Annotated in this window: 20 protein-coding genes; 5 read left to right on the top strand and 15 right to left on the bottom strand. The window is 37.0% G+C overall.

Translation table 11 applies throughout. The features are described from left to right. Nucleotides 1–1,647 carry a ShlB/FhaC/HecB family hemolysin secretion/activation protein gene (locus FJR11_RS17635; RefSeq protein WP_168505996.1) on the bottom strand — a complete coding sequence of 549 codons (1,647 nt, stop codon included), beginning with the start codon at nt 1,645–1,647 and terminating at the stop codon, nt 1–3. Between the two features lie 271 nt (nt 1,648–1,918). On the opposite strand from FJR11_RS17635, the gene FJR11_RS17630 reads away from it, so the two are divergent. Beyond that, nucleotides 1,919–2,845: a LysR family transcriptional regulator gene (locus tag FJR11_RS17630; protein ID WP_168505994.1), complete on the top strand. Its 927-nt coding sequence runs from the start codon at nt 1,919–1,921 to the stop codon at nt 2,843–2,845. A 124-nt stretch (nt 2,846–2,969) separates the two neighbouring features. Here FJR11_RS17630 and topA read toward each other — a convergent pair whose 3' ends face one another. After that, the gene (topA, locus tag FJR11_RS17625) at nt 2,970–5,153 is read right to left on the bottom strand and encodes a type I DNA topoisomerase (RefSeq protein ID WP_168505992.1); all 2,184 of its coding nucleotides are present in this window, start codon (nt 5,151–5,153) and stop codon (nt 2,970–2,972) included. 229 nt (nt 5,154–5,382) lie between these two features. Between topA and FJR11_RS17620 the strand changes: the two genes are divergently transcribed. Further along, a complete protein-coding gene (locus tag FJR11_RS17620) occupies nt 5,383–6,696 on the top strand; it encodes a serine/threonine-protein kinase (protein ID WP_217358242.1) in 1,314 nt (437 codons plus the stop codon). Nucleotides 6,697–7,229: 533 nt separating this feature from the next. Here FJR11_RS17620 and FJR11_RS17615 read toward each other — a convergent pair. Then, nucleotides 7,230–7,559 carry a type II toxin-antitoxin system RelE/ParE family toxin gene (locus tag FJR11_RS17615; RefSeq protein ID WP_168505990.1) on the bottom strand — a complete coding sequence of 110 codons (330 nt, stop codon included), beginning with the start codon at nt 7,557–7,559 and terminating at the stop codon, nt 7,230–7,232. Then, complete coding sequence (locus FJR11_RS17610; RefSeq protein ID WP_168505988.1) at nt 7,543–7,833, bottom strand: type II toxin-antitoxin system Phd/YefM family antitoxin; 291 nt, start codon at nt 7,831–7,833, stop codon at nt 7,543–7,545. Before FJR11_RS17610 ends, FJR11_RS17615 begins: the two co-directional genes overlap by 17 nt. Nucleotides 7,834–8,154: 321 nt before the next feature. Between FJR11_RS17610 and FJR11_RS17605 the strand changes: the two genes are divergently transcribed. Continuing rightward, nucleotides 8,155–9,192 carry an anthranilate phosphoribosyltransferase family protein gene (locus FJR11_RS17605; protein ID WP_168505986.1) on the top strand — a complete coding sequence of 346 codons (1,038 nt, stop codon included), beginning with the start codon at nt 8,155–8,157 and terminating at the stop codon, nt 9,190–9,192. A gap of 47 nt (nt 9,193–9,239) precedes the next feature. On the opposite strand, the gene FJR11_RS17600 is transcribed toward FJR11_RS17605, so the two are convergent. From FJR11_RS17600 to FJR11_RS17575, 6 genes are all read right to left on the bottom strand, one after another. Next, the gene (locus FJR11_RS17600; protein ID WP_168505984.1) at nt 9,240–10,139 is read right to left on the bottom strand and encodes an MBL fold metallo-hydrolase; all 900 of its coding nucleotides are present in this window, start codon (nt 10,137–10,139) and stop codon (nt 9,240–9,242) included. A gap of 11 nt (nt 10,140–10,150) precedes the next feature. Next, on the bottom strand, nt 10,151–10,534 hold the full coding sequence (gene panD / locus FJR11_RS17595) for an aspartate 1-decarboxylase (protein WP_168505982.1): 384 nt from the start codon (nt 10,532–10,534) through the stop codon (nt 10,151–10,153). A 129-nt stretch (nt 10,535–10,663) separates the two neighbouring features. Then, nucleotides 10,664–11,182, bottom strand: coding sequence for an inorganic diphosphatase (locus FJR11_RS17590; protein ID WP_168505980.1), 519 nt, complete (start codon nt 11,180–11,182; stop codon nt 10,664–10,666). A 306-nt stretch (nt 11,183–11,488) separates the two neighbouring features. Continuing rightward, on the bottom strand, nt 11,489–11,677 hold the full coding sequence (locus FJR11_RS17585) for a hypothetical protein (protein ID WP_168505978.1): 189 nt from the start codon (nt 11,675–11,677) through the stop codon (nt 11,489–11,491). Nucleotides 11,678–11,870: 193 nt separating this feature from the next. Continuing rightward, the gene (locus FJR11_RS17580) at nt 11,871–12,662 is read right to left on the bottom strand and encodes a DUF4231 domain-containing protein (RefSeq protein WP_168505976.1); all 792 of its coding nucleotides are present in this window, start codon (nt 12,660–12,662) and stop codon (nt 11,871–11,873) included. Between the two features lie 271 nt (nt 12,663–12,933). Then, nucleotides 12,934–14,112, bottom strand: coding sequence for an MFS transporter (locus FJR11_RS17575; protein ID WP_168505974.1), 1,179 nt, complete (start codon nt 14,110–14,112; stop codon nt 12,934–12,936). Nucleotides 14,113–14,174: 62 nt separating this feature from the next. Here FJR11_RS17575 and FJR11_RS17570 point away from each other — a divergent pair, with 62 nt between their 5' ends. Then, a complete protein-coding gene (locus FJR11_RS17570; protein WP_168505972.1) occupies nt 14,175–14,807 on the top strand; it encodes a bifunctional 4-hydroxy-2-oxoglutarate aldolase/2-dehydro-3-deoxy-phosphogluconate aldolase in 633 nt (210 codons plus the stop codon). A 74-nt stretch (nt 14,808–14,881) separates the two neighbouring features. Continuing rightward, complete coding sequence (locus FJR11_RS17565; RefSeq protein ID WP_168505969.1) at nt 14,882–15,394, top strand: L,D-transpeptidase; 513 nt, start codon at nt 14,882–14,884, stop codon at nt 15,392–15,394. A gap of 536 nt (nt 15,395–15,930) precedes the next feature. Here the strand turns inward: FJR11_RS17565 and FJR11_RS17560 are convergent. The 5 genes from FJR11_RS17560 to FJR11_RS17540 form a co-directional block, all read right to left on the bottom strand. Next, nucleotides 15,931–18,672: a carboxypeptidase-like regulatory domain-containing protein gene (locus FJR11_RS17560; RefSeq protein ID WP_168505968.1), complete on the bottom strand. Its 2,742-nt coding sequence runs from the start codon at nt 18,670–18,672 to the stop codon at nt 15,931–15,933. A 2-nt stretch (nt 18,673–18,674) separates the two neighbouring features. After that, nucleotides 18,675–19,475, bottom strand: coding sequence for a hypothetical protein (locus FJR11_RS17555; protein ID WP_168505966.1), 801 nt, complete (start codon nt 19,473–19,475; stop codon nt 18,675–18,677). A gap of 21 nt (nt 19,476–19,496) precedes the next feature. Continuing rightward, nucleotides 19,497–19,946 carry a hypothetical protein gene (locus FJR11_RS17550; protein ID WP_168505964.1) on the bottom strand — a complete coding sequence of 150 codons (450 nt, stop codon included), beginning with the start codon at nt 19,944–19,946 and terminating at the stop codon, nt 19,497–19,499. 434 nt (nt 19,947–20,380) lie between these two features. After that, nucleotides 20,381–20,944 carry a hypothetical protein gene (locus FJR11_RS17545; RefSeq protein ID WP_168505962.1) on the bottom strand — a complete coding sequence of 188 codons (564 nt, stop codon included), beginning with the start codon at nt 20,942–20,944 and terminating at the stop codon, nt 20,381–20,383. A 928-nt stretch (nt 20,945–21,872) separates the two neighbouring features. Continuing rightward, the gene (locus FJR11_RS17540; RefSeq protein WP_168505960.1) at nt 21,873–23,471 is read right to left on the bottom strand and encodes an Hsp70 family protein; all 1,599 of its coding nucleotides are present in this window, start codon (nt 23,469–23,471) and stop codon (nt 21,873–21,875) included. Nucleotides 23,472–23,493: the final 22 nt, after the last annotated feature.

The following is a 23,493-nucleotide window of genomic DNA, read 5'->3' as shown; positions in this document are numbered from 1 at the left end:
TCAAAAAAGAAAATAATTAATAGTAAAATAAAGTCCTTGATCTTGTAAGGTTTGATTATTTGTTTTTATATCAATTAGGGGCATACCATAATCTAAACGCGCATTTAATTTATCGCTCATTTGCCAGATTAATCCTAAACCGGTACTTAATAAACTATTTGATTGAGAATTGGGTTTTTCTCCAGAATAGTTCCACCCGACTCCAAAATCAATGAAGGGCGCAATTTGGAAAACACTTTTTATTTCTGGTACGCGCAAAATCGGCAGGCGTAATTCTGCGGAAGTAATGACACCATTATCTGTTAAGATTAAATCTTGACGATAGCCTCGCACGCTTCTAATTCCACCAATTCCTATTTGTTCTAGGGATAATAATGAATCTGATGATATCTGAATATCTGAACGCAGAATTAACAAGGTTTCTGGCGCTAATGAACGCACATATTGCCCTTGTCCTCGCCAGGCGAAAAAACGACTATCTGGTGCATTATTATTTACTGTAGCACCAAAAATATCTGTACCTAAAGAAAATTGCGATCGCGCTGCTAAAACTTGACGAGGACTCCGTTGCACATATTCTTGAAAAAACCGCAAACTGGAAACGCTGGTTTCTCCCTGATTATTCGCACCAGGAGACAGGGGAAATCCTTCATTTAATAGAGAAGTTGCGCTTTCTTGTCGGGAAAAAGTCAGCCCTAAAGCTAATTCTTGATTTGGCTTTTGAAGAATGGGTTGACGATAGGTGAGTTCATAAGTGCGTGATTTTCCCGCAATATCTAGGCGATTGAATGGCTGTTCAATCACGTTAGTATTAGTTACACCTGCTGTAAATTCAATTGTGCCGTTGTGGGCATTGATGGGTAAAGTATAATTAGCATCAAAGGCATTACTTCCATCACTGTTGGCATAAGATAACTCTAATCCATCACCCCAACCCAGTAAATTGCTTTGATTAATTTTAATCCCCCTGCGGAGACTACCCACGCTGGGAGAACGATTGTTATCAGTAAATATTTCACCACTAACTGTATCTGCTTCTTTGACTCGCACTTGTAAGCGGCTTTGTTGGGGACGGCTTCCTGCTTGGAGTTCGGCGGAAATATTTGCAATGAGGGGGTTTAGTTGTAGTATTTGTAAGGCTTCTAATAATTTGTTGCGGTTGAGGGGTTTTTTGGTGGCAATTTCTAAACGCGATCGCACATAATTAGCATTGAGGCGATGATTACCAATGATCTGAATTTCTGTTAATTCCCCTTCAATAATCTGAATTTTTACCACTCCTCCGCTTCTAGGAAAGGTTTGGTTTGCGGAAATCACTGCACCAGAATTAATATATCCAGCTTCTACATATTTTTGCGTTACTGCTGTCTCTACTGCGATGAGTTCCGCAAAGGTGATTTCCCTGGCTGTAAAGGGCTTGGTGACTTCTGCAAGTTGGCGATCGCTAAATGCAGTATTTCCCACAAATTCAAAGCCTTCTACGCGAATTGTACCGGGAATCTGTGGTGATATTTCCCCAGGTTGCAGGGTAGGTGGATTTGTTTCTAGAGGAGTCGGTGGAGCTTTTTCGGGCTGAATTGGGCTGAATTCTCGGTTTTTTGGGATAACAGGGTTAGGTCTTTGAACGATATAATCGGTAATTTCCATTTTTTTTGTCTCACGCAGAGGCGCAGAGGCGCAAAGAGGAATCAATAGTATGTCTAAGTACATAAAAACTGTTTTAAGTGCAAAATTATTAATTCATAGGATTTAAGTTGCGTTTTACTGCTTCGGTTTTTATTATCAGTGTTAACAAGTATTTATGCTAATGTGATGATGTAAATTAAATATCTGGATAAGAAATTAAATTAAATTAAAATTATACAGAGAAACCGTTAAATTAATTAAAGTTCTAAATTTATCATCAGGCTAGATCAAAATGCGTCTAGAGCAGTTGCAAGCCTTTTTGGCGATCACTCAAACTGGCAGTTTTCAACAAGCTGCAAAACAATGTGGTGTGACTCAATCAACTATTAGTAGACAAATTCAGGCACTAGAAGCAGATTTAGGGGTAGAACTGTTTCATCGCAGTAGCCATGCCAAATTGACTTTAGGGGGTGAATGTTTACTTCCCCGTGTCCGCAAAATTTGCCAAGAATGGGAATCCGCTACACAAGAATTAACGGATTTAGTTACGGGAAAGCAGCCAGAACTATGTATTGCCGCAATTCATTCTGTCTGCGCTTCTTACTTACCACCAGTGTTACAAAAGTTTTGTCATGATTATCCTCATGTACAATTAAGGGTAACATCATTAGGAAGCGATCGCTCTCTTAAGGTCCTTAAAGATGGTTTAGTAGACTTAGCAATTGTCATGCACAATCGCTTTTTAATCACGGGTAAGGAAATGGCTGTAGAAATGCTATACGAAGAACCCATAGAAGTCTTAACCGCAGCAAATCACCCCTTGGCTGAATATGAGTCTATTCCTTGGTTAGAGTTAATTCGTTATCCCCAAGTAGTATTTAAAGATGGTTATGGGATGCAGCGTCTGATTCAAGATAGATTTGAACAGATGCAAGTCAAACTTTACGCAGCTTTGGAAGTAAATACTTTAGATGCTTTTCGGGGAGTAGTTCGTCAAGGACAACTCATTGCTTTACTTCCCCAGTCAGCATTAATAGAAGCTAGATATGATCCTACTCTTGCAGTTCGTTCTCTAGCTAATAGTGGTATATCTGATGATTCTAGTCTGACTCGTCGGGTAGTTATGGTAACTACTCAAGATCGTCTTCAGATTCCCCCAATTCAGCATTTTTGGCAACTTGTTAAGGATAATATTCCGGCAATTCAAAGTTCAAAATAAAGCATATTTAATTTTCGCAGATATGCCGTTTTTTAAACTAACCGCAGAGGCGCAGAGGGCGCAGAGGAAGAGAATAAGGAGGTGTTTATATTTTGTTTAGGATTGCTATGGCTAATGGGTTGATTCATGTTTGTCCGGATACGATATTATTTAAATTCCCAAATTTAGGACTCCACCACCCTTTTGCTGTATGAAAATAAGCTACGTCTTTATGTTTCTTATCTTTCCATGATTCTTGACCGGAACACCGCAGCATAGTTTTGTTTTGTCCGTCTTTAATATAACTGTATTCTTCTAAAGGTTTCTGACATACTGGACAAGGGTATGCAGTGATTTTTTTTGCAGGTTTGGGAGCGTTTTCATCTGAAGATGTTTTAGTTTTCGGTGCTTCCCACTTTTTATTAAAATCACTCCAAAATAGGACAATGTTTTCACAGCCACTTACACATTTAAGAAAGTATTTCTTTTTAACTTTACTGCTGGGAATTTTGGCTAAACACTCCTTACATTCAGGACAACGAGTTTTAGATGTTTCATATTTTCTTTCAAGAAAATTATTATTTTTACCTGTAGTTGATGAATTAGCTACCACCGTTTTAGCTTTAGAAAGTGCCGGAACAAAATAAGTTTGATTCCAATTAGTTAGGTAATGTTGCCAAGAGTTTTTTCCTTCGGAAATTGCATCTAGCGCGTCCTCCATTTTCGCAGTAAATTCCGCTTCTAATAAATCTGGTAAAGCCTTTTGTAAAAATTCATCTACTTCTAAACCCAAAGCTGTAGGTTGAAGATTGTCTTTTTTTAATTCTACATAATTGCGTTTCTTTAAAGTGGCAATTGTCGGAGCATAGGTACTAGGACGACCAATTCCTTTACGTTCCATTAATTGTACAAGTTTTGGCTCACTATATCTGGGCGGTGGTTGGGTTTGTTTCTGGTCATGTCCGGCTTTTTCTAAAGTTAGTATTTGTCCCTGTTGCAATAAAGGTAAAACGGCATCTTTGCTCAGATTCAGCCAATATTTTGCATAACCGTAAAATTCAATTACCTGCCCTCTAGCTTGCCATAAGATATTACCTGATTTCGTAATTACCAGAGTTTTGCGAAGTTGTGCAGGACGACATTGGGAAGCGATCGCTCTTTTCCAAATCATCACATATAGGTTAAACTCATCTTCAGGTAATTCTGCCCGCAATTGCACGGAAGGACGAAACACATCTGTAGGACGAATGGCTTCGTGTGCTTCCTGAGCCGTTTTACTACTGCGCTGCTTGGCTACTTGCTGGGGGACATTCTGGGGGTCATTTTGTTCCAACCATTGACGCGCACTAGCACAAAATTCAGGACTTAACATCACTGAATCAGTTCGCATATATGTAATTAATCCTGCCTCATATAGTTTTTGTGCCACCTGCATGGTTTTATCAGGGGAAAATTTCAACTTTGAACCGGCAGCTTGTTGGAGGGTAGAAGTGGTAAATGGTGGAGGGGGTTGACGATAAACGAGTTTCCCTTCTAGGTGAATAATTTGATGAGGATGACGTTTTGCTTCTTCAACTAATCTGTTTGCTTCTGCTTCCGAAAGAACGCGCTTAGATTCGGGTTTTTCTGGGTTGTTACTAGCTGCATCATCGTGAGTTTCTGTTTCTGGTTCTGATGTTTCTTTGTCAGTATTTGCCGTACCTTTGTAAAAAGCCCTAAATCCTTCTTGATAATCTACCCACACACTCCAATAATCTTGGGGGACAAAAGCCAGAATTTCTCTTTCTCTCTGACATATTAGATGCAATGTGGCACTTTGAACTCTACCTACACTTTTTGCCCCGTTATTTAATGCCCAAACTAAGGGACTACCTTTATAACCTACCAACTTATCAAGGCAATCTCGACATAATCCGGCACCGATGAGATTAGTGTCAAGTTTTCGGGGGTGGGCGATCGCATTTCGTACCGCTGATGGTGTAATCTCTGTATAAACTACTCGTTTGGGGTCTCTTAATCCTAACGTTTCTTTAAGATGCCAAGCAATAGTTTCTCCCTCTCTGTCTGGGTCTGTAGCTAAAACAACTTCATCAACTTGCCTAACAGCGGCTTTTAACTGTTGAATCGTTTCTTTTGCGCGTTGGTCACGGGGGATATAATTGCAGCGAACAGTATTACCCTCCATTGTAAATCCCAGTGAATCATCACCCTCGTTACTAAGTTCGCGGATATGTCCACAACTAGCGCGGACAATCCAATCTGCACCGAGAATTTGACTCAGTTTTTTGACTTTTCCGGGTGATTCAACAACTAGGAGGCGTTTGGGCATGGAACTTGTTTTTGAGATGCTTTATATAGGATAAAATAAATGACAATATTTTTACAAGAAGTTGGGAATTTGAATTGTCTGAATCAGGATTTTCAGGATTAAAGGATTTTCAGGATAATTAATTGAACGCAGATAAACGCAGATGAACACAGATAATAAATGCTAATTTTGTACTTGATTAAACTAGGAAATGTTATAATCACGGATATACTCAATCATCTCTCTGTCTATGCTGCAACCAAGAAAAGCATTAAAACAACGTCCCCAATATATTATAGAAAAAGTAATTGGAGAAGGAGGTTTTGGAATTACTTATAAAGCTAGACATCAAGAATTGAATTTTCCTGTTGTTATTAAAACTCCTAATAGTCGGTTGTGTAGAGATGCTAATTATCCTAAATATGTGGAAGGTTTTCGCAAGGAAGGAAGAACATTAGCCAAAATTTCTCAAAATTATCATCCCAACATTGTCAGAATTATAGACTTTTTTGAAGAGGATAATTTACCATGTTTAGTCATGGATTTTGTCAAGGGTGAAAATTTATATCATTTAATCCAAGATAAGGGCATTTTATCGGAAAAAATTGCTATTGATTATATTAAACAAATTGCTGATGCTTTATCTCTCTGTCATCAAAATGGCATTATTCACCGGGACGCACATCCTGGTAATATGATTTTAAGAGAACATAGCAATACTGTAATTTTAATAGATTTTGGTTTAGCGGGAAATGTCAATAGTCAAAGCATTAACCAAGCTGCTAATCTAGCTTTTGCACCTTGGGAACAAATGCTAGAAACGGAAAAATCAGCAAGTATTGATGTTTATACTTTAGCTGCTTCTTTATTTTATTTGGTGACTGGAGATACTCCCAGACCTTCTTTAGCAAGGAAGATGTTAAATAATGAGTTAATAGAACCAAAAAGGATTAATTCAAGGATTAGTGATAGGTTAAATCAAGCGATTATTAAAGGTTTAGAATTAGAACCTAAAAACCGTCCCCAAAGTATGCAGGAATGGGTGGGTTTATTTCCTGGTTTAAGTAGTAGGAATAATGGTAATAAGGTAGAATTAAAATCAGCCGTAGGGATGGATTATAGTAAACTGCGGGACTTACTCAAAGCTGGGAATTGGAAAGATGCGGATGAGGAAACAGCACAGGTAATGTTAGAAGTTGCAAAACGGGAAGAAGAATATTGGTTAAGAGTAGAAGATATTGATAATTTTCCCTGTGAGGATCTCTGTACTATTGACCAATTGTGGGTAAAATATAGTGATGGTAAATTTGGGTTCTCTGTACAGAAAAAGATTTATCAAAGTTTAGGGGGAACGAGAGAATATGATAAGAAAATTTTCGATAAGTTCATAGACAAGATAGGATGGAGAAAAGGAGGTATAGAGTTGGACTATGAAGATATTAATTTTGATATAAAAGCACCAGAAGGACACCTTCCAGGGGAGATGCGGTGGCAAATGGGGGAGTATATTGAAGAAGAGTCTTGGTATGTAGAATGCTCTCTTCTCTCGCGTCGAGACTTGTAAACTGTAACATTTAAGGGTTACAGCAAATTATTAAGTCAGAATCAGGATAACCAGGATTAAAGGATGAACAGGATGGTAATTCTTAGATTGTTTGTTGGTGATAAAAGTTGTATTTGTCAGAATCAGGATATCCAGGATTAAAGGATTTACAGGATGGTAATTTTTAGATTGTTTGTTGGTGATGAAAGTTGTATTTGTCCGAATCAGGATAACCAGGATTAAAGGATGTACAGGATGGTAATTTTTAGATTTTTTATAATTATTTAAAGACAATCATCAAAAAACATCTTGAAAATCCCAAAATACCTACACACGATCACCAAAAAACATCCTGAAAATCCTATAATCCTGGACATCCTGATATGGCTTGCGCCACGCTTCGCTATCAGACAAATTAAAATATTAGTACACCACAAATAAAATCAAAATCCTGTAAATCCTCAAATCCTGGATATCCTGATATGGCTACGCCACGCTTCGCTATCAGACAAATTAGATTCTAGGGTGTGTTAAGCTGTCGTGCATTATCTACACTATTCCTCAAAATCAAGAGGATTGAATATTATTGAAGATTGTGCGCTATGACGGACATAAAGAATATAAACAATATCCTCTTCAATGGTAAAAATTACACGATATTTATTTCTTCCTTTCCCATATAAAAATTGTCTTATTTCTTGAGGACAATCATCATTTTCTCTAGCAAAAGCACACCGTTTAGGTTTATCTTGCAAAGTAGCAATAGTATTCATTAAATCCCTAAACCATTGATCTGCATAATCAGAATTATATTCTTTTAGCCAAAGATATACAGCTTCTATTTCTAGTTTGGCATTACCAGTTAATTTAACCTGAAATTCCATATTTTTGCTGCATTTCTTCAATAAAATTATTTAGAGATTGTGTATTACCTGTTGCTATATCTTCTAATCCTTTTTTGATACCAATGAGAGTTTCTAACTTTTCCAAAGTATCGAGTAATTTTTGATAAGCAGCAGCATCTTGTACTACTAATTCTGCTTTACCATTAACTGTTAAAACCATAGGGTTTCCAGTTTCTTTCATCTGGTTAATCAGTTCATTAGTATTGCGTTTAAAAGTTGAAAGTGACTGAATATCTCGACTTAAATTAATCATAATAACTAATTTACGCTAAATTTGCATTTAATTTGATGTTACCATACAATGCTAAAAAAGTTTCTAGTACATCACAAAAATCTTTACATCTAAAAAACCTTAACGCAAACCAACATCCTGTATATCCTTAAATCCTGGATATCCTGATTCTGACAAAAAAATGATATGTCTCCAATTAGAAAATATTACATAAAATATTATTTTAAGATTTTTTGCCGAAGGAATGAGTGTAGGAAAAGGATTTATTGCCATTGCCGCGTTAATATTTGGTAAATGGCATTCTGTACAGCCAATAAATACTCCTATTCTCAATAACCAGGAATGACTAATAAATTTAGAGAATTTATCCAAAAAGTAGGTAGCGGAAGTCATACATCAGAAAATTTAACTCGCGCTGAAGCGGCTACTGCGACAAAAATGATGTTATTGGCTGAAGCGACACCTGCCCAAATTGGCGCATTTTTAATTGCTCACCGCATTAAACGTCCCACTGGGGAAGAGTTAGCAGGGATGTTAGATGCTTACTATGAACTCGGTCCCAAATTGCCACCAATCCCACAACCTGTGATCGTTTTAGGTATACCCTATGATGGCAGAACTCGCACCGCACCCATTAATGTGATTACGGCTTTATTATTGGCTGCTGCGGGACAACCTGTAATTATGCACGGGGGAAATCGCTTACCCACCAAATATGGTTTACCTTTAATCGAGATTTGGCAAGGTTTAGGCATAGATTGGACTGGTTTACCACTGGAACAAATCCAGGAGGTTTTTGAGGAAACAGGAATTGGTTTTATTTATACACCCCAGCATTTTCCTTTAAATCAAATTTTGTGGGAGTACCGTGAACAATTGGGAAAACGTCCACCATTAGCGACAATGGAATTAATTTGGTGTCCCTACGCTGGTAATGCTCACATTATTGCCGGTTTTGTTCATCCTCCTACAGAAGGAATGTTTCAGGTAGCGTTGGGGTTGCGTGGCGTGACTAAATATACCTTTGTCAAGGGTTTGGAAGGTAGTTGTGATTTACCCCGCGACCGCACAGCCATTATCGGCTTATCTTCATCAAGTCCACAAGAACTAGCACGGCTACAACTTGCACCTCGTGAATATGGTTTTACAACTAAAAACGTCCCTCTGACGACTACAGAAGAACTCATCAAGGATATGCAAGGGGTTTTGACGGGAAAAGCCAGCGAAATGATGCAAACAGCCCTTTGGAATGGTGGTTTTTACCTCTGGCGCAGTGGGATATGTCCAGATATGCAAGCTGGTATAGACAAAGCAGCGGAGTTAATTAGCAGTGGCATAGTAGCTGCTAAACTTAAACAAATTAATTTTCTACTCAATTAAATTGAGCAGGTTGATATAGAACTTTATTTGATTTTTGAGCAACTTAATCAATTAATATTTAAAACCAGTCCTTCACGAGCTAGTAATGCTTTAGGGAATACTGACTGAATTTCCGTTTGAACAGAGTCAAGAAAATCATCATGATCATCGGGATGATGATGGGAGATGACTAAGCGTTTTACTCCCGCTTTTTGAGCCATATCTATGACTGGTTGCCAAAATGATTCAGTGGTTTCATGTTTATGACCTGTTGGCGGAGTATAAATGGCATTAGTAATCCATAAATCCGCATCTTGAATAATTTGCAGAATCTGTGTTTGATCTTCTAAATCAACAATTTTATGCAACTCCGTAGCATAGGCTACGTTGTACTTCCCCCAACTGACACGATAGCCAATGGAACGCTGATTTTTATTAATTAATCCGGTTGTAATCTTGATATCATTTAACTCAACTAACTTTCCTGGAGTCAGATTATAAAATTCTAATGTTGACCGCATCACTTGTAAGGGATACGGAAAATGAGGCTGGAGCATTTGATCACACAGACATTGCTTAATTGATGCCCCATTGGAAGCCGCTGTTCCATAAATATGAAAACAATTGCCTGCAATAAAAGCTGGTGCGAAAAAAGGAAAGCCCTGGATGCGATTGGATTGGGAATTAGTGAAAAATAAATGAGCTTCTAGAGATTTTTCTAATTCTTGCCAATTGCCACCGAGAATGCGTAACCCCGTCCCTCCATCAAAAATTAAGCGGTTTCCAGCCACATCCATCTCCACACAGGCAGTATTACCACCATAGCGGGTGTTATGGGCGCTAGGAGTAGGAATTAAACCACGTACACCCCAGAATCGCACCTGAAATGGCTCAGATTGATTAGCAAGGATGGGACTTAGTTGTTCAGAAACGTAGATTTGAGAATCGGACAACTCAAAATTTGACATTTTCTTGAAAATTAGAGCTTACTAAGCAGATCATCATAGTGTCGGACTTCTAACAACTGGTTTTTTTCATCCACAATTACAACGGTAGGAGAGTAACATTTTAACTCTTCTATAGTAAACTGCCCGTAAGTCATTATAATCAAGCGATCGCCAATTATGCCTAACCGTGCTGCTGCTCCATTCAATTCAATAGCTCCTGAATTAGCTAGAGCAGGTATGGCATAAGTAATGAAACGCTCACCATTGGCAATGTTCACTACTTGTACTTGCTCATAAGGAACTATACCAGCTTGTTTCAAGAGAATCTCGTCAATGCTGATACTACCCACATAATTGATGTTTGCCGCTGTGAGCGTACAGTTATGAATTTTTGCCAATAAGAGAGTGCGCTGCATTTTGTTTTAAATTTTTTTTCGCAACCAGCGAGAGTTTTGAGAATTAGATCAGTAGTTTGTTACTGATTGTTCCACAATTATTGATTTAGTGGGTAATGAGTAATTGATATTACCACTACCCATGATCTATTATGCTTTAGCTTTAGCCGCTTGGATGAATTTTTCTACTAAAGGGGCTACCTGATCCACATCCTGCCAACCAAGAATGTTTGTCACCTTTTTTTCCAAATTTTTATAACTGCGGAAAAATTCGGCAATTTCCTCTAATCGGTGTGGGGATATGTCTTTGAGGGACTTTACATGAGCATAGCGTGGATCTTTATCGGGAACACAAAGAATTTTTTCATCCCGATCTCCACCATCAATCATTTCCAAATAACCAACTGGTCTAGCCGCAATAACGCAACCGGGAAAGGTTGGTTCATCCATTATTACCATACCATCTAATGGATCGCCATCATCAGCTAAGGTATTAGGGATAAAACCATAGTCATAAGGATACTTGACGGAAGAATAGAGGACACGATCTAGCGCAAATGCTTGTAAATCCTTATCATATTCGTATTTATTTTTACTCCCACCAGCAATTTCGATTAGGACATTAATCACACCCGGTTTAGGTTGGGCAGGAATCAGAGATAAATCCACAACAAAACTCCTCTACTAAAAGTGAATAAGCGGCAGCAAACATTTTCGCTCCCAGTGTAAGATTTTAGGGCATTGTGGATCTCTTCTCCAAGATTCCTTGTCAACTGCTGGTGAATTGTCACCTAAATCATAGTCAAAAAAAAAGAAAAGGGCTTTCTCATGAAAACCCCATACCCCTGGTTATTGCTTTTTGCTATGGAGTCAAATCTTTTTGGGCTTTGACTATCAAAATTATTTAAACTTTGTTAAATTTTGTTACTTGCCAGGAGTCAGTATTGTCAATGATTATGCGTATGATTTTTACACTTAATCTCCATGAATGTATAGGTTATAGGTTAAGGATGGCTGATTGTTTTCAACATTGGGTGAAGAATAGTGGGCAATGATAAATACCGGTAAAGTGAGGGTGATAAGCGCGATCACTGTTCCCACAATGTCTGCCAAACGTTGGGAATATGTATCGGAAGAATTGGCAGACTGGCTATTTAAATTCATACAAAGTTGCAGTTAATCAAATCACTGGTAGGTTAACTCTCCAAAAGAGAGTCTCTAATCTATTCTAACTATTTTTTTGCGATAAACCGTAATGTCAGTTATCCCTGACATTTTTATCATTTGGAACTTTCGTCGAGGCGCAGGGACTACGCCCAGTTAGTCCCTACTCCCAAAAGTTGAGATTATGCCAAAACTATGGGGTTACTTTTTGTTCTGTAGTTGACTCTTCAGGTTTTGGTGACTCTTGTTTTTCTTTGTTTTCCTGATCTGAATCTGTATTTTGTTGGACTTGTTGCAGGTGAATATTATTTACTTGGTTAATAAATTGTTCTATTGCCTGACTTACTTTCTGTTGCTGTTTAGCTTCCTCTGGAATATCATAACAACGATAGGCAGGGCTAATTCCCAAAATAAACTTTTCTTGTTCCGCTTCTAACAATTCAACAACTGTGTTAGCAGCCATCGAGTTTTTTTGAAAAGGAAAGGATGTCACTATACTAGCAACAATGGAAGCAATAGCTGGACAAATTACAGGCAGCCATTTTAACCAGGCTTGTCCTGCTTCCAATTTATCCACAAGCACTAAAATCGGTGTGATACCTGAAAAGATAACGGTAGAAATTTGCAGAACATAATAAAGATTTCTAGCCAGATTCCTAGAACTTTTATAATCGTTAATCAACTCTTGACAATATTCTAAAGCTTTAGCTCGTGCTGGCAAAATTGTATTATAGTCCAATGTAGTACCATTACTTAATAAAGAGGTATAGAGTTCAGCTTTTTTGGAAAGTTCAATTCTTTGTGTTTCTTTTTTAGCATTATTTACCGATTGTCTATTAAAAAGAAACAACCCAATGGCAACAGTTAAAGCAACAGCAGCAGCAGTTACATATTGTTGATTACTAGAATCAACAAAAATAATAATAACTGATGTTATAGCTACTGCGCCTAATAAATAATCAATCAAATTGAAAAAAAACAACATATTTTCGCCTGATGTAGTTATTGTCTGAATGTTGAATTGATGATTGGGAAAATTTTTGCAAAAAATATTTTTACAACCCATCAATTATATTACACGAAAGTAGCATTATTGACAAGTTGCGGTAAATGATATTTTTTTTAATAAAAGGGGTGAAAAGCTCTATTCCATAATTGTCTGCAAAAATATGGATAAATTTTAAATTTAGTTAAGTTTATGAAAAATTTCCATCAAATGGTGCATTTGATTAATGAAATTGCTGTAAATTCACCCATTAAATACCAGGGCTATATTTTTTGCGCGTAGCTATGGCTAAGGCTAAAACCAAAAATGTCAAAACTCCTGCTAGATATAAAGGATAGCCATAGGTGATAGGTTGGGATTGTTGAACTATCATGCCAGCAATCACCGGACCAATCCCATTAGAAATACTTAAATAAGATGCGTTTAATCCTAATGCAGTTCCCTGATCTTGTGGTTGAGCATTCAGGGAAATTAATGTACTAATCATGGGTTGGACTAAAGCATTAAATAGAGCAAATAATAAACTAACTATGACAAAATAGGTAATACTAGGATAAACAGGCATTAACACAAATGATAAACTGCGAACAAATAAACCTAAAAATAAGATTTTGACAACATTAAATTTACGACGGAGAACAGATACTCCCCAAGTTTGCATAATTACCGCTAATGTCCCAAAAGCTAGAAACAAAAGGGTTAAAGATTTATTATTCTGATCTAAAACCTTAATAAAATAGGGTTGAAAAGCATAGGTAAACATGGTAAATGTTGTCCCTGTACAAAAGTTAATTAATAGTAAAATGCCAATTCCTGGCATGGCAAACCCTTTAATTAAATTATCTAACCCTAAATCAAAGATATTCGTAGATTTAGCAGATTTGTTTTGAAGAGTTTCTGGTAATAAGAAAATTGTCATTAACATCGCTATCAAGGCAACTACACCGGAAACTAAAAATGCTGTTCCCAAGGATACTTGTTGGGCTACTAAACTAATTGCTGGACCGAGGATAAAGCCTAATCCCATTGCTGCACCATAAATCCCAAATCCCTGGGCGCGATTTTTTTGATCGGTGACATCAGAAATAACAGCTTGGGCAACGGAAGCGTTTCCACCTGTGATACCATCTAAAAATCTGGCTAGAAATAGTAAAGTTGCGGTTGTGGCAGTTCCCGCTAGAGTATTAGCAATTACTGTTCCCGCTAAACTGATGATTAATAATGGTTTCCGCCCAAATCTATCGGAGAGTTTACCAATAACTGGAGTGGCGAAAAACTGAGCGATAGAGTAGGTGGAAAATAATAAACTGGTTTGAAAATCGTTTAAACCAAATTGTTTACCATAAAGATAAATAATGGGAATTAAAATTGTAAAACTTAGGGAGTTAATAAAAGCAATTAAAGCAGTAATCCAAAAAATTCGATTCATTGTTAATTAAACATATTTATCTTTAGTCATCCTACCATTTACGAGACTTTTACTTACTGCTAATGCCTAATCAAGTTTGGTTATCACAGTTAAAAATACAGCGAGCGATCGCTGTTATTCGCGCCCCGAAGATGGTATGGGGTGAACAAATGGCAATAGCTGTAGCATCTGGGGGGATGCAGTTAATAGAAATTACCTGGAATAGCGATCGCGCACCCGAATTAATTTCCCAACTCCGCGCCCAATTACCTAACTGTATGATTGGTACGGGAACGTTATTTAATGTCCAACAGTTACAAGATGCGATCGCTTGTGGGGCGCAATTTCTCTTCAGTCCCCACACTGACTCAGAAATGATTAAAGCCGCAGTCACCAAAAATATCCCGATGATTCCCGGTGCATTGACACCCACAGAAATTATTACCGCTTGGAATTATGGTGCAACTTGCGTCAAGGTGTTTCCTGTGCAAGCAGTGGGAGGAACTAGCTATATCAAAAGTTTACAAGCACCCCTTGGGCATATTCCCTTAATACCTACTGGTGGGGTGACACTGGAAAATGCTCAAGATTTTTTACAAGTTGGTGCAGTAGCTGTGGGGTTAAGTGGGGAATTATTCCCCCAAAAATCAGTGTTAGAGGAAAATTGGCCAGCAATCACAGGGCAAGCAAAAACTCTCATGCAGAGGTTACATTAGTATTTAGGTAAGGGGGAATAGGTCGAATCAGAAATTTTCTTCTCAATTACCAATCACCAATCAGTGTATTTACCATGAAAAGCCTAATTTATTCTCACTGGGTACATCCCTTAAAAATGTTACTGGCGGGTACAGTAGCTTCTGCTACTATGCTTAATCCTATTGCTGGTGAAGTCTGGGCAAATTCCCCACCGCAAAAAATTGCCACAGCTATTCAAACACTAAAAAAGTCCGATCAACGTTGGATTCAAATTGATCTCTCCAAGCAAAATCTAATTGCTTGGGAAGGAAATAAACCTGTTTATGCTATTACTATCTCTTCGGGAAAAAAATCTACACCTACTCTTGTTGGTACTTTTAAGATTCAAACTAAGTTGAAAAAAACCAGGATGAGGGGTACGGGATATGATGTTGCCAATGTTCCTCACACTATGTATTATCAAGGCGGATATGCTATTCATGGAGCATATTGGCATAAACGATTTGGTACACCTGTAAGTCATGGCTGTGTGAATCTTGCCCCTGATCATGCTAAATGGGTATTTAATTGGGCTGAGGTAGGAACAACTGTGGTGATTCAGAAATAGGCAAGTTTAGCAATGTTATTTCAACTGTAAAAATAAGCAGAAAAAAATTAATAATAAACCAAGCACAAGGCTAAAAATAGGAACATTCAAGCCTTTCAAACCTATCCCCATAGATACTAAAAAACCGCAGCAATTATTAGGGAGATAATAGATATAGCAATTACCATTCAAGTGAGGTACAAGCAGTAAGAATTGAACGCAGATAAACGCAAATGAACGCAGATAATTTTGTGCCTCGTTAGATTAGAAAACGCTATATCTTCTCAGAGTTGGATAAAGGGTAAAGATTTTGGCTCTCCTAGACTTCGTTTGATAAATTAATACTAAAAAATACCTAAAACACCTGATATAACTAGGTTTCGCTAAAATAGAATCAAAGATTTAATAAAAATATGCTTTCTAATTCTTGAATCCTCTATGACGTAAGGATTTAACCTGATATCAAGTATTATTTTTCTATAACTAGTCTAGGAGAGCCAAAATTTTTTCTGAACCTTTATCCTTTATAAGCTAAGATTCTGCACCTCATTTTGATGTTATGGCTGTAAATTTAATTCTAAGAAGGTCTGGGAATTTGTATTAATTTCTAAGGTATTTGGTTGGGCTAGTTTGCTATCAATAAATACATTATATATATCTATATTTAAATCTTCTAAATAGTAAATTCCAGCGCTGTTAGTTACTGAAGTAACTCGTTTTTCTGGATGACTACGAGAAACAAATTCTACACTAACTCCTGTTATCGGTTTTCCTTCTTTATCTATCACTCTTCCTGTCACAACATACGATGGAATCAGAGGTATTGAAACAGTCGTATAAGTTCCAGGAGAAACTTTAACTGCATAGGCTGGTTGGATAGCTTTCCAACCAAGAGGAAAACCCGCTGGATCTATATCTAAACGATAATTACCTGGTGGAACTTCAAATAATGCCCCTTTGGTAACAATTTTTGGACGAGAGACACCTAATCTATTCAGAGGTTGATTATTAATTAAGAATAGTGATTCTATATCTTCAGTATAAAAATCTTCTCCATGATCATGACGACCATTATTATTTTTATCCAGAAAGGGTTGGAGAAAGATTCCCCCTTGAGTGCGTAATTTTTCTAATTTTGTCTCGTCACTGCTGAAATTCATACTAGGTTGTAATAACAAACTGGTAAATAAATTGAGACTTAAAGAAGAATTATTATTACTTAAACTGACTTCACTATAAGTTAATCTTAATCCTAAACCAGGAACTAGAGTTGTAGAAGCAGATGTGATTATCCCATTCCCTTGAGAACCACTACCATAACCAAATTCTAAGTCTAATAAACTCCGACCATCTTTGTTCTTCCAAGGAGTTCGATAAATCAAATTCAGGCTGCCTAAATAGTTTTTATCATCAGTATCATATTTTAGGCGAATTGCATTGCCTGTAGAGCTAAAAAGCCGATTGCCAGAAAGATTATAGATTAATTCAGAAGAAATATTTTGGTTATATTTACGAATGCCGATCAGAAAAGGATCGAAACGAGCATTTAACGCACCATTGATATTATTTTTATAATCATAACTCAAACTCAGAAAAACTGGTTGTAAGTTTAAGTTAAAACCTGTTTCTAAGCGATTATTTGTCCCACCAGAATACCAGTTAGAAAATAAACTAATTTTTCGGCTTAAAGCCCAATATAAATTTGAATTATAAGATTTTTCATCACCGCCAAAACCTAAGCTAAAATTATTGGTTCTGTAGCTAATATCTGCGTTAAAACTAATTTGATTACCAGTTAATGCCCCAACTTTAAAAGTTAGAGGAGAATTCACTGGTTGATACAATATTTCGCTGTATGGTTTAGTCGAACCATCATAAACTACCCCAGTACCTAAAGTAATTTCATCAGTAAGTCCAAAATAATAAGTAGCTCCACCTTGAAAATCACCAAGATTCCCGAAAAAACTTTGATTTGTGGGATTTCTTTGTGTCCCTGCGCTGATAACGAAAGCTGATTTTCCTTTATTGATTTGACCTTGTAAATTGCGATAATTTAGAGGAATTTCTTCTGGTTTACCACTCAAATTTCCTCCTGGATAAAGCAGAAGTTTATAATTCTGACTTTCTGCATTACCTGTAAAAGAATTACTAGCTGTCACCACATTTTCAAAGCGGTATTTTGCTGAATTATCTACAAGTTGTTCCCCAACTATCACATTACCATTTTGAGTAACTAATTGTACTAAAGTTCCAGGGGCAGCTTTTCCGGCTATGGTTCGCAGAACTTGATTAGTATTAAGTTTTTCTAGAGGATTAACACCTCCATAGGAAAAACTAGGATTATTTGCAGGAGTGTAGCCTAAGCGTTGAATTATTGTAGCACCAAAATACTCACTTTGATTGCGATCAAATCGTCCCCAAAAAGGTGCTTGAGTGCCGATAATATAGTCTGTATAAGGACTAGGATGAAAATATTGCAGTTCGTTTATTTGCCAGTTGCTGCCTACATTACTATTAAGTTGTTGAATTCTTGAAAATAAGCTTCCCCCAACAAAACTTCCTAATGTTTTAAATTCTGAGTTGTAATTTAAATTATTATTACTAAAATTTGTTCCCTGAGTTTGACTCAAATTTGTTCGTTGAGAAATACCAGTCAAGCTCAAAAAAGGAGGATTGATTTGAGGTAATCCTGCCAAGATTACTGGTTGTTCTTTTTCCTGGTATCGTCTATCATTAAGACTTTTTGTTAACCAAGATGGAGTTAAAACAAGAGCATATTCTGCTATACTAAATTCAGCAGGAATTTTTAAAATATTTCTAATTTGTTCTACAGAAATAGCTTGACCGATATCAGGGTCATTAATCAGTATATTTGAATCAAATTTTATGATTAAACCAACAGAACGTAATTCTAATTGACCATCATCTTTTTTGGTGACGTTGAATTTTAAGGCTTTAATGACATCAGCAAAAGGAACTAGCCAGTGATTAAAATCAATGGCTTCTTTGCCATTCTCTAAACCCTTAACTGTGACGGAAGGAATTACATTATTCCCACCGACATTAATTCCCAGCGGGAGAATCGTAAATTTTCCTGATAATGGTGTTTTACTAGCAGCAGGAGCTTGATTAGGTTCTAAAACAGTAGAATTGTCAGTTAAATATACATTTCTAAACTCCTGAGCATTCACGGGTGGATATATGAGAAAAATTGACATCATCCCACCGATAATGCTAGAGTTTGCTACAATTAAGCCTACAAATTTAAGCCCTGCATATTTGACAGGTACGAGTTTCATCTTTATGGAATAGTAACTGGTAAACTAAAAGGTACTTTTGTCGGATTCAGGGGATCTCCCCAAGACAATTCTCCTGTAAGCTGATAATTCCCCGCTGGTATTAACTCTTTTGTTTGGTCTTTTTTAATAGTGATGGGAACATTTCTTGTTCCTTCTGCAATAATGGTAATCTTAGAAATTTCCCCTTGAAACCCTGGTTTTCCGGCTTGTTTTAATTCCCATCTACCTTGAGAACGAATAGTAACATTTCCTTCATTTTTAACTAACAAATAGAGTTTTTTGTTTTTGATATCATAGTTAGTTTCCTTGGGGATTAAACTTTCTCGAATTTCACCATGACGAACATAAACCACTGTTCCCAGTCGAGTATTTACAGTCAAACCACTTGTATTTTTTGGCTTAAAAGGTTCAGAAAAAATGACGGCTCGATATTCCCCTGATTTCATACTGGGCAAGAGACGAGCTAACAATCTGACTCTACGGGTTTGTTTTGGCTCTAAAACTACTTCTGAAGGAGAAAAAATGAGATAGGGTGATAAATCATTGGGGCTAGATTCTAAAACTTGGAAACCATTTAAATTATACGTAAATGGTAAAGCATATAAATTCATTTTTACTGCTTCATTTCCTGCATTCATTAGGGTAATAAAGCCTGTAGCTGTTCCTTGTTTTGTTTGTGTAGAGATAACTAGGGGAGATACATTTACTTGAGCATTTGCTGGTTTATGGAATAGTAATAATCCACAAAACCCAATACTCGTCATCGCAAAAATACTTTTTTTTATAAATTTTAATTTCAGCATTATTTACTCCTTCGTAAAAATTCAAGGTGAAGTGATATTGATCATGAGTTCATAAGTATAAAAGCCAGCAAAAAATTTCTGTGGTCTTTGGATTTGGATACTTACTGCCATAGGAGTGCTACTTGAACCTGAAAAGGTATCAGTTGTACTAGAATTTTGATGAATGGTCTTACTACTACTGTTATTCGTATAGGTTAATTGTGCGGTTCTACTTGTACCAGCAGGATCTATTTTCCCAGTAGTTGCCTGTTGATTTAAAGTTGGTTCAGATAGGGTGATGGTAACATCAATATTAGAAACAGTATTATCAACTACAAAATTACACTGGGCAGGTTGTGTAGTAGCAAGATTATATGGATTGGTTAATGTCAAGCTACCCTGAGTAGGGCAGGTTAGACTTAACTGTGCTAATACCTCAGTAGGATTGAGACTAGATATGATTGTTAAAGCTACTAAAATTAGTTTTTTCATCTGTCTTTTTTCTAGTCACTCACTATAGGAAGTAGCACTACTGATAGTTTAAAAAGAGTTTGACAAAGTTGGTTGATATTTTCACTATATGTTACTTTGATTTTGAGCAAAATTTACAGTTTATGAGTTGAAGTTAAGTAAAATCGAGCAAAAAAAAATGATTATCTTTACGTACAAAAGTCTAAATCTTTGCATCTGGTAATAGAAAGATTTAGACTTTCTCCACAATAATACCATTCTGAGTTATTAATGAGGAACTTACATTACATAAAAATAAAAAGAGCGATAGAGGGAGTTCTTGTCTCTAGAGAAATTCAAAAAAAAAGTAATCCAATCTTGCAGGACGAGCAGGATGCCCGTCCTTCTATTATTAGCAGGCAAGATATCTGCATCACAAGAAATTTTGGAATATTTTTTTATTTGAAAGTCTCCTACTAGTTAGGTGTCACAGTAACAACAGCAACAGCAGTATAAGTCCCATCTAACAATTCTTGTCCAGTAGCGGTTGGGTCCCAAGTAGACTGAACTGTAATGGCAATGTTACCTTGGGTATCTGTTTTCCAACCTGTGGGAGCTACAGTAGTAGTACCAGTCCCAGTTGCAGCAGTATTTGCAGTATCACTGGAAAGTGTAGTAGTATGCACCCCTGCAAGAAGAGTTGCGTTGGTTGGCGCAGTAGGTGGGGTTGCGGTTACAACTGCTGATACGCCAACTGTATCACTGTTGCAGTTAAATGCGGCGGTATCACTTGCACTAAGTTGTAGAGTACCACCAGCACCAGATCCTGCATAGGCAGTTTTAGTGTAGGCGTTAGCTGTAGCACTGGTGAAAGCTGTTGCGACGGCACAGGATGGATCTACAGTCCCAGTAAAACCAGCAGTAGAATTAGCTGTTGTAGGGGTAGCATTAGCTTTACCTGCAAAGATAGAACCGGTGGAAGCAATTACACCACAGATAGCGATTAATGTGGTAACTTTGTTGAGTTTTAAACGGATCATGATAATGCCCTCAGTAATTTAATTGATAAAGTAAGAATTGCAAATTTATACTTTCGAGGATTTTGCAAACATCCTCTCAAGTGTCATAATACGAGTTTTGAAAGTTTGAGAAATTAGCGATGGTGATAGCTAATTTATGTAATCTTGTATGAATATATAGATTACAAACTCAATTTTGAAGAAAACCGAATTGTGAAAGTAGGAGGTGCGAAATCTCTCTATGCATTCAATATAAAAAACTTTCTTATATTCACACAACTGTAATTAAACTGGATTTAATTTTAAGTATTTCCAGTGTGATTACTGCCAAATATCCAGTCTATAGAGGATGTTGTCAGTAAGTTGGTAGTTGCCATAGCTAGAAAAAGTCCTATACCATTGGTCACAATATTTGTTGGTTAAGGAAGAAAGGGGAAAGAGAAAAGGGAAAGAAAAAACCTCTAACTCTGAGAGGTAAAAGCCATTCATAGTCAGGATTTGCATTCAAAAAGTGGGCTGTAGGTAAATGGTCAGAATTACAGTTTTTACCCGTGAGTAGTTACAAGCTTTGATGGGATTTTTTATTTTGGGGTAGTCCCTAAGTAAGCAAATTTGTACTTAGGTAAGACTACTGATTTTTTCTGATCTATACAGTTAAAAGCTTGATGATAGTTTTTGCTAAAAAAATTATTCTCCTAGGTTAAAGACGAAAAGTAGAGACCTTCCATGGAACATCTCTACAACAACAAATAAATTGCATCTTTAATAAAGAAATGGATTAGGACATCAATTGATAATGAAACTCCGACCACAACAGGGTTTTACTCCTGACTCCGACTCTATGGCTTAGGTCATGCTACGCTATCACTAACAAAATTTTTCAGCAAACCCGAATTAACTTCTATGCAAGTCTTGATCATATTGGGTTTGCTAATATGAATCGAAACGCTTAACTCAATTGTGCCACAAGTTGATTTTCTACCAAGGTGTTATTTGTTAATAAATCTTCAACAGTAATTCTTAAAAACCGTTGTTCATCAACTTGAAAATAGATTTTAATGCGATCGCTTCCTGGAAAACCTGGGGGTTTCAGTTTAGCAATTTTACTTGCACTTGCTGTATCATTAAGCGGTTTAACGGTAGTTGCGCGACTATCAAGCTGACGAGTAATTAAACGGTCGCCATCGAAGTATACCTCTGTTCCTCCCGTTTCTGCGCCCAATTCCCCAATAATTAACTCAATGCTGGGTTGATTTTCCACAGAAGCACCCAAAACTAATTCTACAGGTTGAGTCATGGGGTAAGGTTGTCCGGTTTTAATGATAGGATGCCAACTATGACGTTGATTACGGCGATCCCAATAACGCACACCATAGCTATGATAAAGATAGTCTTTAATTTCTATCCCTTGAGTTATTTGTAACGCCCCTTGCGCGATGGCTTCAAAAGGCAGTTGACGACGGATTTTTTCGGGTTCAAAATATTGTTCTATCCATGCTTGCACTACTGGCAATTGCACCGTTCCCCCCACTAATAATACTGCATTAATATCATCAATTTCTATGCCATAGCGTCGCGCTTGTTGTAACAGCGTCATCATGACATCATGCAGTTTATCAAAAAATCCGTTTTCCTTGAGAATATTTTCAAAGGTGTAACGATCAAGATCCATTTCATAACTTTCAAAAGTTTGATCATTAAAATAAACTTCACTAGCTTTATCGTGGGTAGATAACTGAATTTTTACCCGTTCCGCTAGTCTGGTTGTCAGAGAACTAACTGGTAATCCCTGGGTTTTAGCAAAATAATCTACTATCCAATTATCAATATCAGTTCCGCCCAGGTTTTGCCCTGCTTTGGCTAATACACGGGCTGTTTTAGTCTTTTGTTTAGAACTTTCACCTAAAGTTTTATCACCCCATTTGAGGAGAAATCCTAGAGGTTTGGTTTTGGCTTGTGTTCCTTGATCTAAACTTACTAAAGATAAATCTAAAGTTCCACCACCAAAGTCAACAACTAACAAAGTTCCTTGATCTGTTAAACCATAACCCAAAGCCGCAGCAGTGGGTTCGTCTAACATCCGCACCTGTTCGACGGGTAGTGATTGACAAACTTTCCCTAACCAGTAACGATAGGCTTCAAAGCTGTCTACTGGTGCGGTTAAAACTAAGCAATCTATTCCACCTTCTAGGGGTGCTAATTCTTCAATTACTTTGGTTAAAAACCATTTTCCTACTTGTTCAAAAGTAATATTTTGTCCATCAAGTTCCGGTAAAAAACCCTGGATATCTGCACCAATTCCCCGTTTAAAACTGCGGAAAAATCTGGTATCAGTTTTTAGATCCAAACCGCGATCACGCACCTGTTGTCCAGCTATAATTTTACCAAAGCTGGCATTTTCTACATAAACTAGGCTGGGAATCAGTGGAGGGTTGAGAAATTGTTGCGTTGATAAACCGGGGAGATTCAGAGTTTCTGCTTGCTGAGTCACAGAATTCCAACGAGTGATAACTGTGTTACTTGTGCCAAAATCAATAGCGATCGCCATATTTTTTGATTATTTTCGGAAA

The sequence above is a fragment of the Anabaena sp. UHCC 0187 genome (assembly GCF_009712035.1).
Classification (GTDB): Bacteria; Cyanobacteriota; Cyanobacteriia; order Cyanobacteriales; family Nostocaceae; genus Dolichospermum.
Note: the sequence above shows the minus strand (reverse complement) of the source record. Positions and strands in the feature narration are given on the sequence as shown.

Coding starts and splice junctions, on each gene's coding strand:
- FJR11_RS17565 (WP_168505969.1), top strand. CDS start 14,882: ATGAAAAGCCTAATTTATTCTCACTGGGTACATCCCTTAAAAATGTTA.
- FJR11_RS17575 (WP_168505974.1), bottom strand. CDS start 14,112: ATGAATCGAATTTTTTGGATTACTGCTTTAATTGCTTTTATTAACTCC.
- panD (WP_168505982.1), bottom strand. CDS start 10,534: ATGCAGCGCACTCTCTTATTGGCAAAAATTCATAACTGTACGCTCACA.
- FJR11_RS17600 (WP_168505984.1), bottom strand. CDS start 10,139: ATGTCAAATTTTGAGTTGTCCGATTCTCAAATCTACGTTTCTGAACAA.
- topA (WP_168505992.1), bottom strand. CDS start 5,153: ATGCCCAAACGCCTCCTAGTTGTTGAATCACCCGGAAAAGTCAAAAAA.
- FJR11_RS17585 (WP_168505978.1), bottom strand. CDS start 11,677: ATGAATTTAAATAGCCAGTCTGCCAATTCTTCCGATACATATTCCCAA.
- FJR11_RS17545 (WP_168505962.1), bottom strand. CDS start 20,944: ATGATCCGTTTAAAACTCAACAAAGTTACCACATTAATCGCTATCTGT.
- FJR11_RS17550 (WP_168505964.1), bottom strand. CDS start 19,946: ATGAAAAAACTAATTTTAGTAGCTTTAACAATCATATCTAGTCTCAAT.
- FJR11_RS17610 (WP_168505988.1), bottom strand. CDS start 7,833: ATGATTAATTTAAGTCGAGATATTCAGTCACTTTCAACTTTTAAACGC.
- FJR11_RS17570 (WP_168505972.1), top strand. CDS start 14,175: ATGCCTAATCAAGTTTGGTTATCACAGTTAAAAATACAGCGAGCGATC.
- FJR11_RS17605 (WP_168505986.1), top strand. CDS start 8,155: ATGACTAATAAATTTAGAGAATTTATCCAAAAAGTAGGTAGCGGAAGT.
- FJR11_RS17540 (WP_168505960.1), bottom strand. CDS start 23,471: ATGGCGATCGCTATTGATTTTGGCACAAGTAACACAGTTATCACTCGT.
- FJR11_RS17620 (WP_217358242.1), top strand. CDS start 5,383: ATGCTGCAACCAAGAAAAGCATTAAAACAACGTCCCCAATATATTATA.
- FJR11_RS17580 (WP_168505976.1), bottom strand. CDS start 12,662: ATGTTGTTTTTTTTCAATTTGATTGATTATTTATTAGGCGCAGTAGCT.
- FJR11_RS17630 (WP_168505994.1), top strand. CDS start 1,919: ATGCGTCTAGAGCAGTTGCAAGCCTTTTTGGCGATCACTCAAACTGGC.
- FJR11_RS17635 (WP_168505996.1), bottom strand. CDS start 1,647: ATGGAAATTACCGATTATATCGTTCAAAGACCTAACCCTGTTATCCCA.
- FJR11_RS17560 (WP_168505968.1), bottom strand. CDS start 18,672: ATGAAACTCGTACCTGTCAAATATGCAGGGCTTAAATTTGTAGGCTTA.
- FJR11_RS17555 (WP_168505966.1), bottom strand. CDS start 19,475: ATGCTGAAATTAAAATTTATAAAAAAAAGTATTTTTGCGATGACGAGT.
- FJR11_RS17615 (WP_168505990.1), bottom strand. CDS start 7,559: ATGGAATTTCAGGTTAAATTAACTGGTAATGCCAAACTAGAAATAGAA.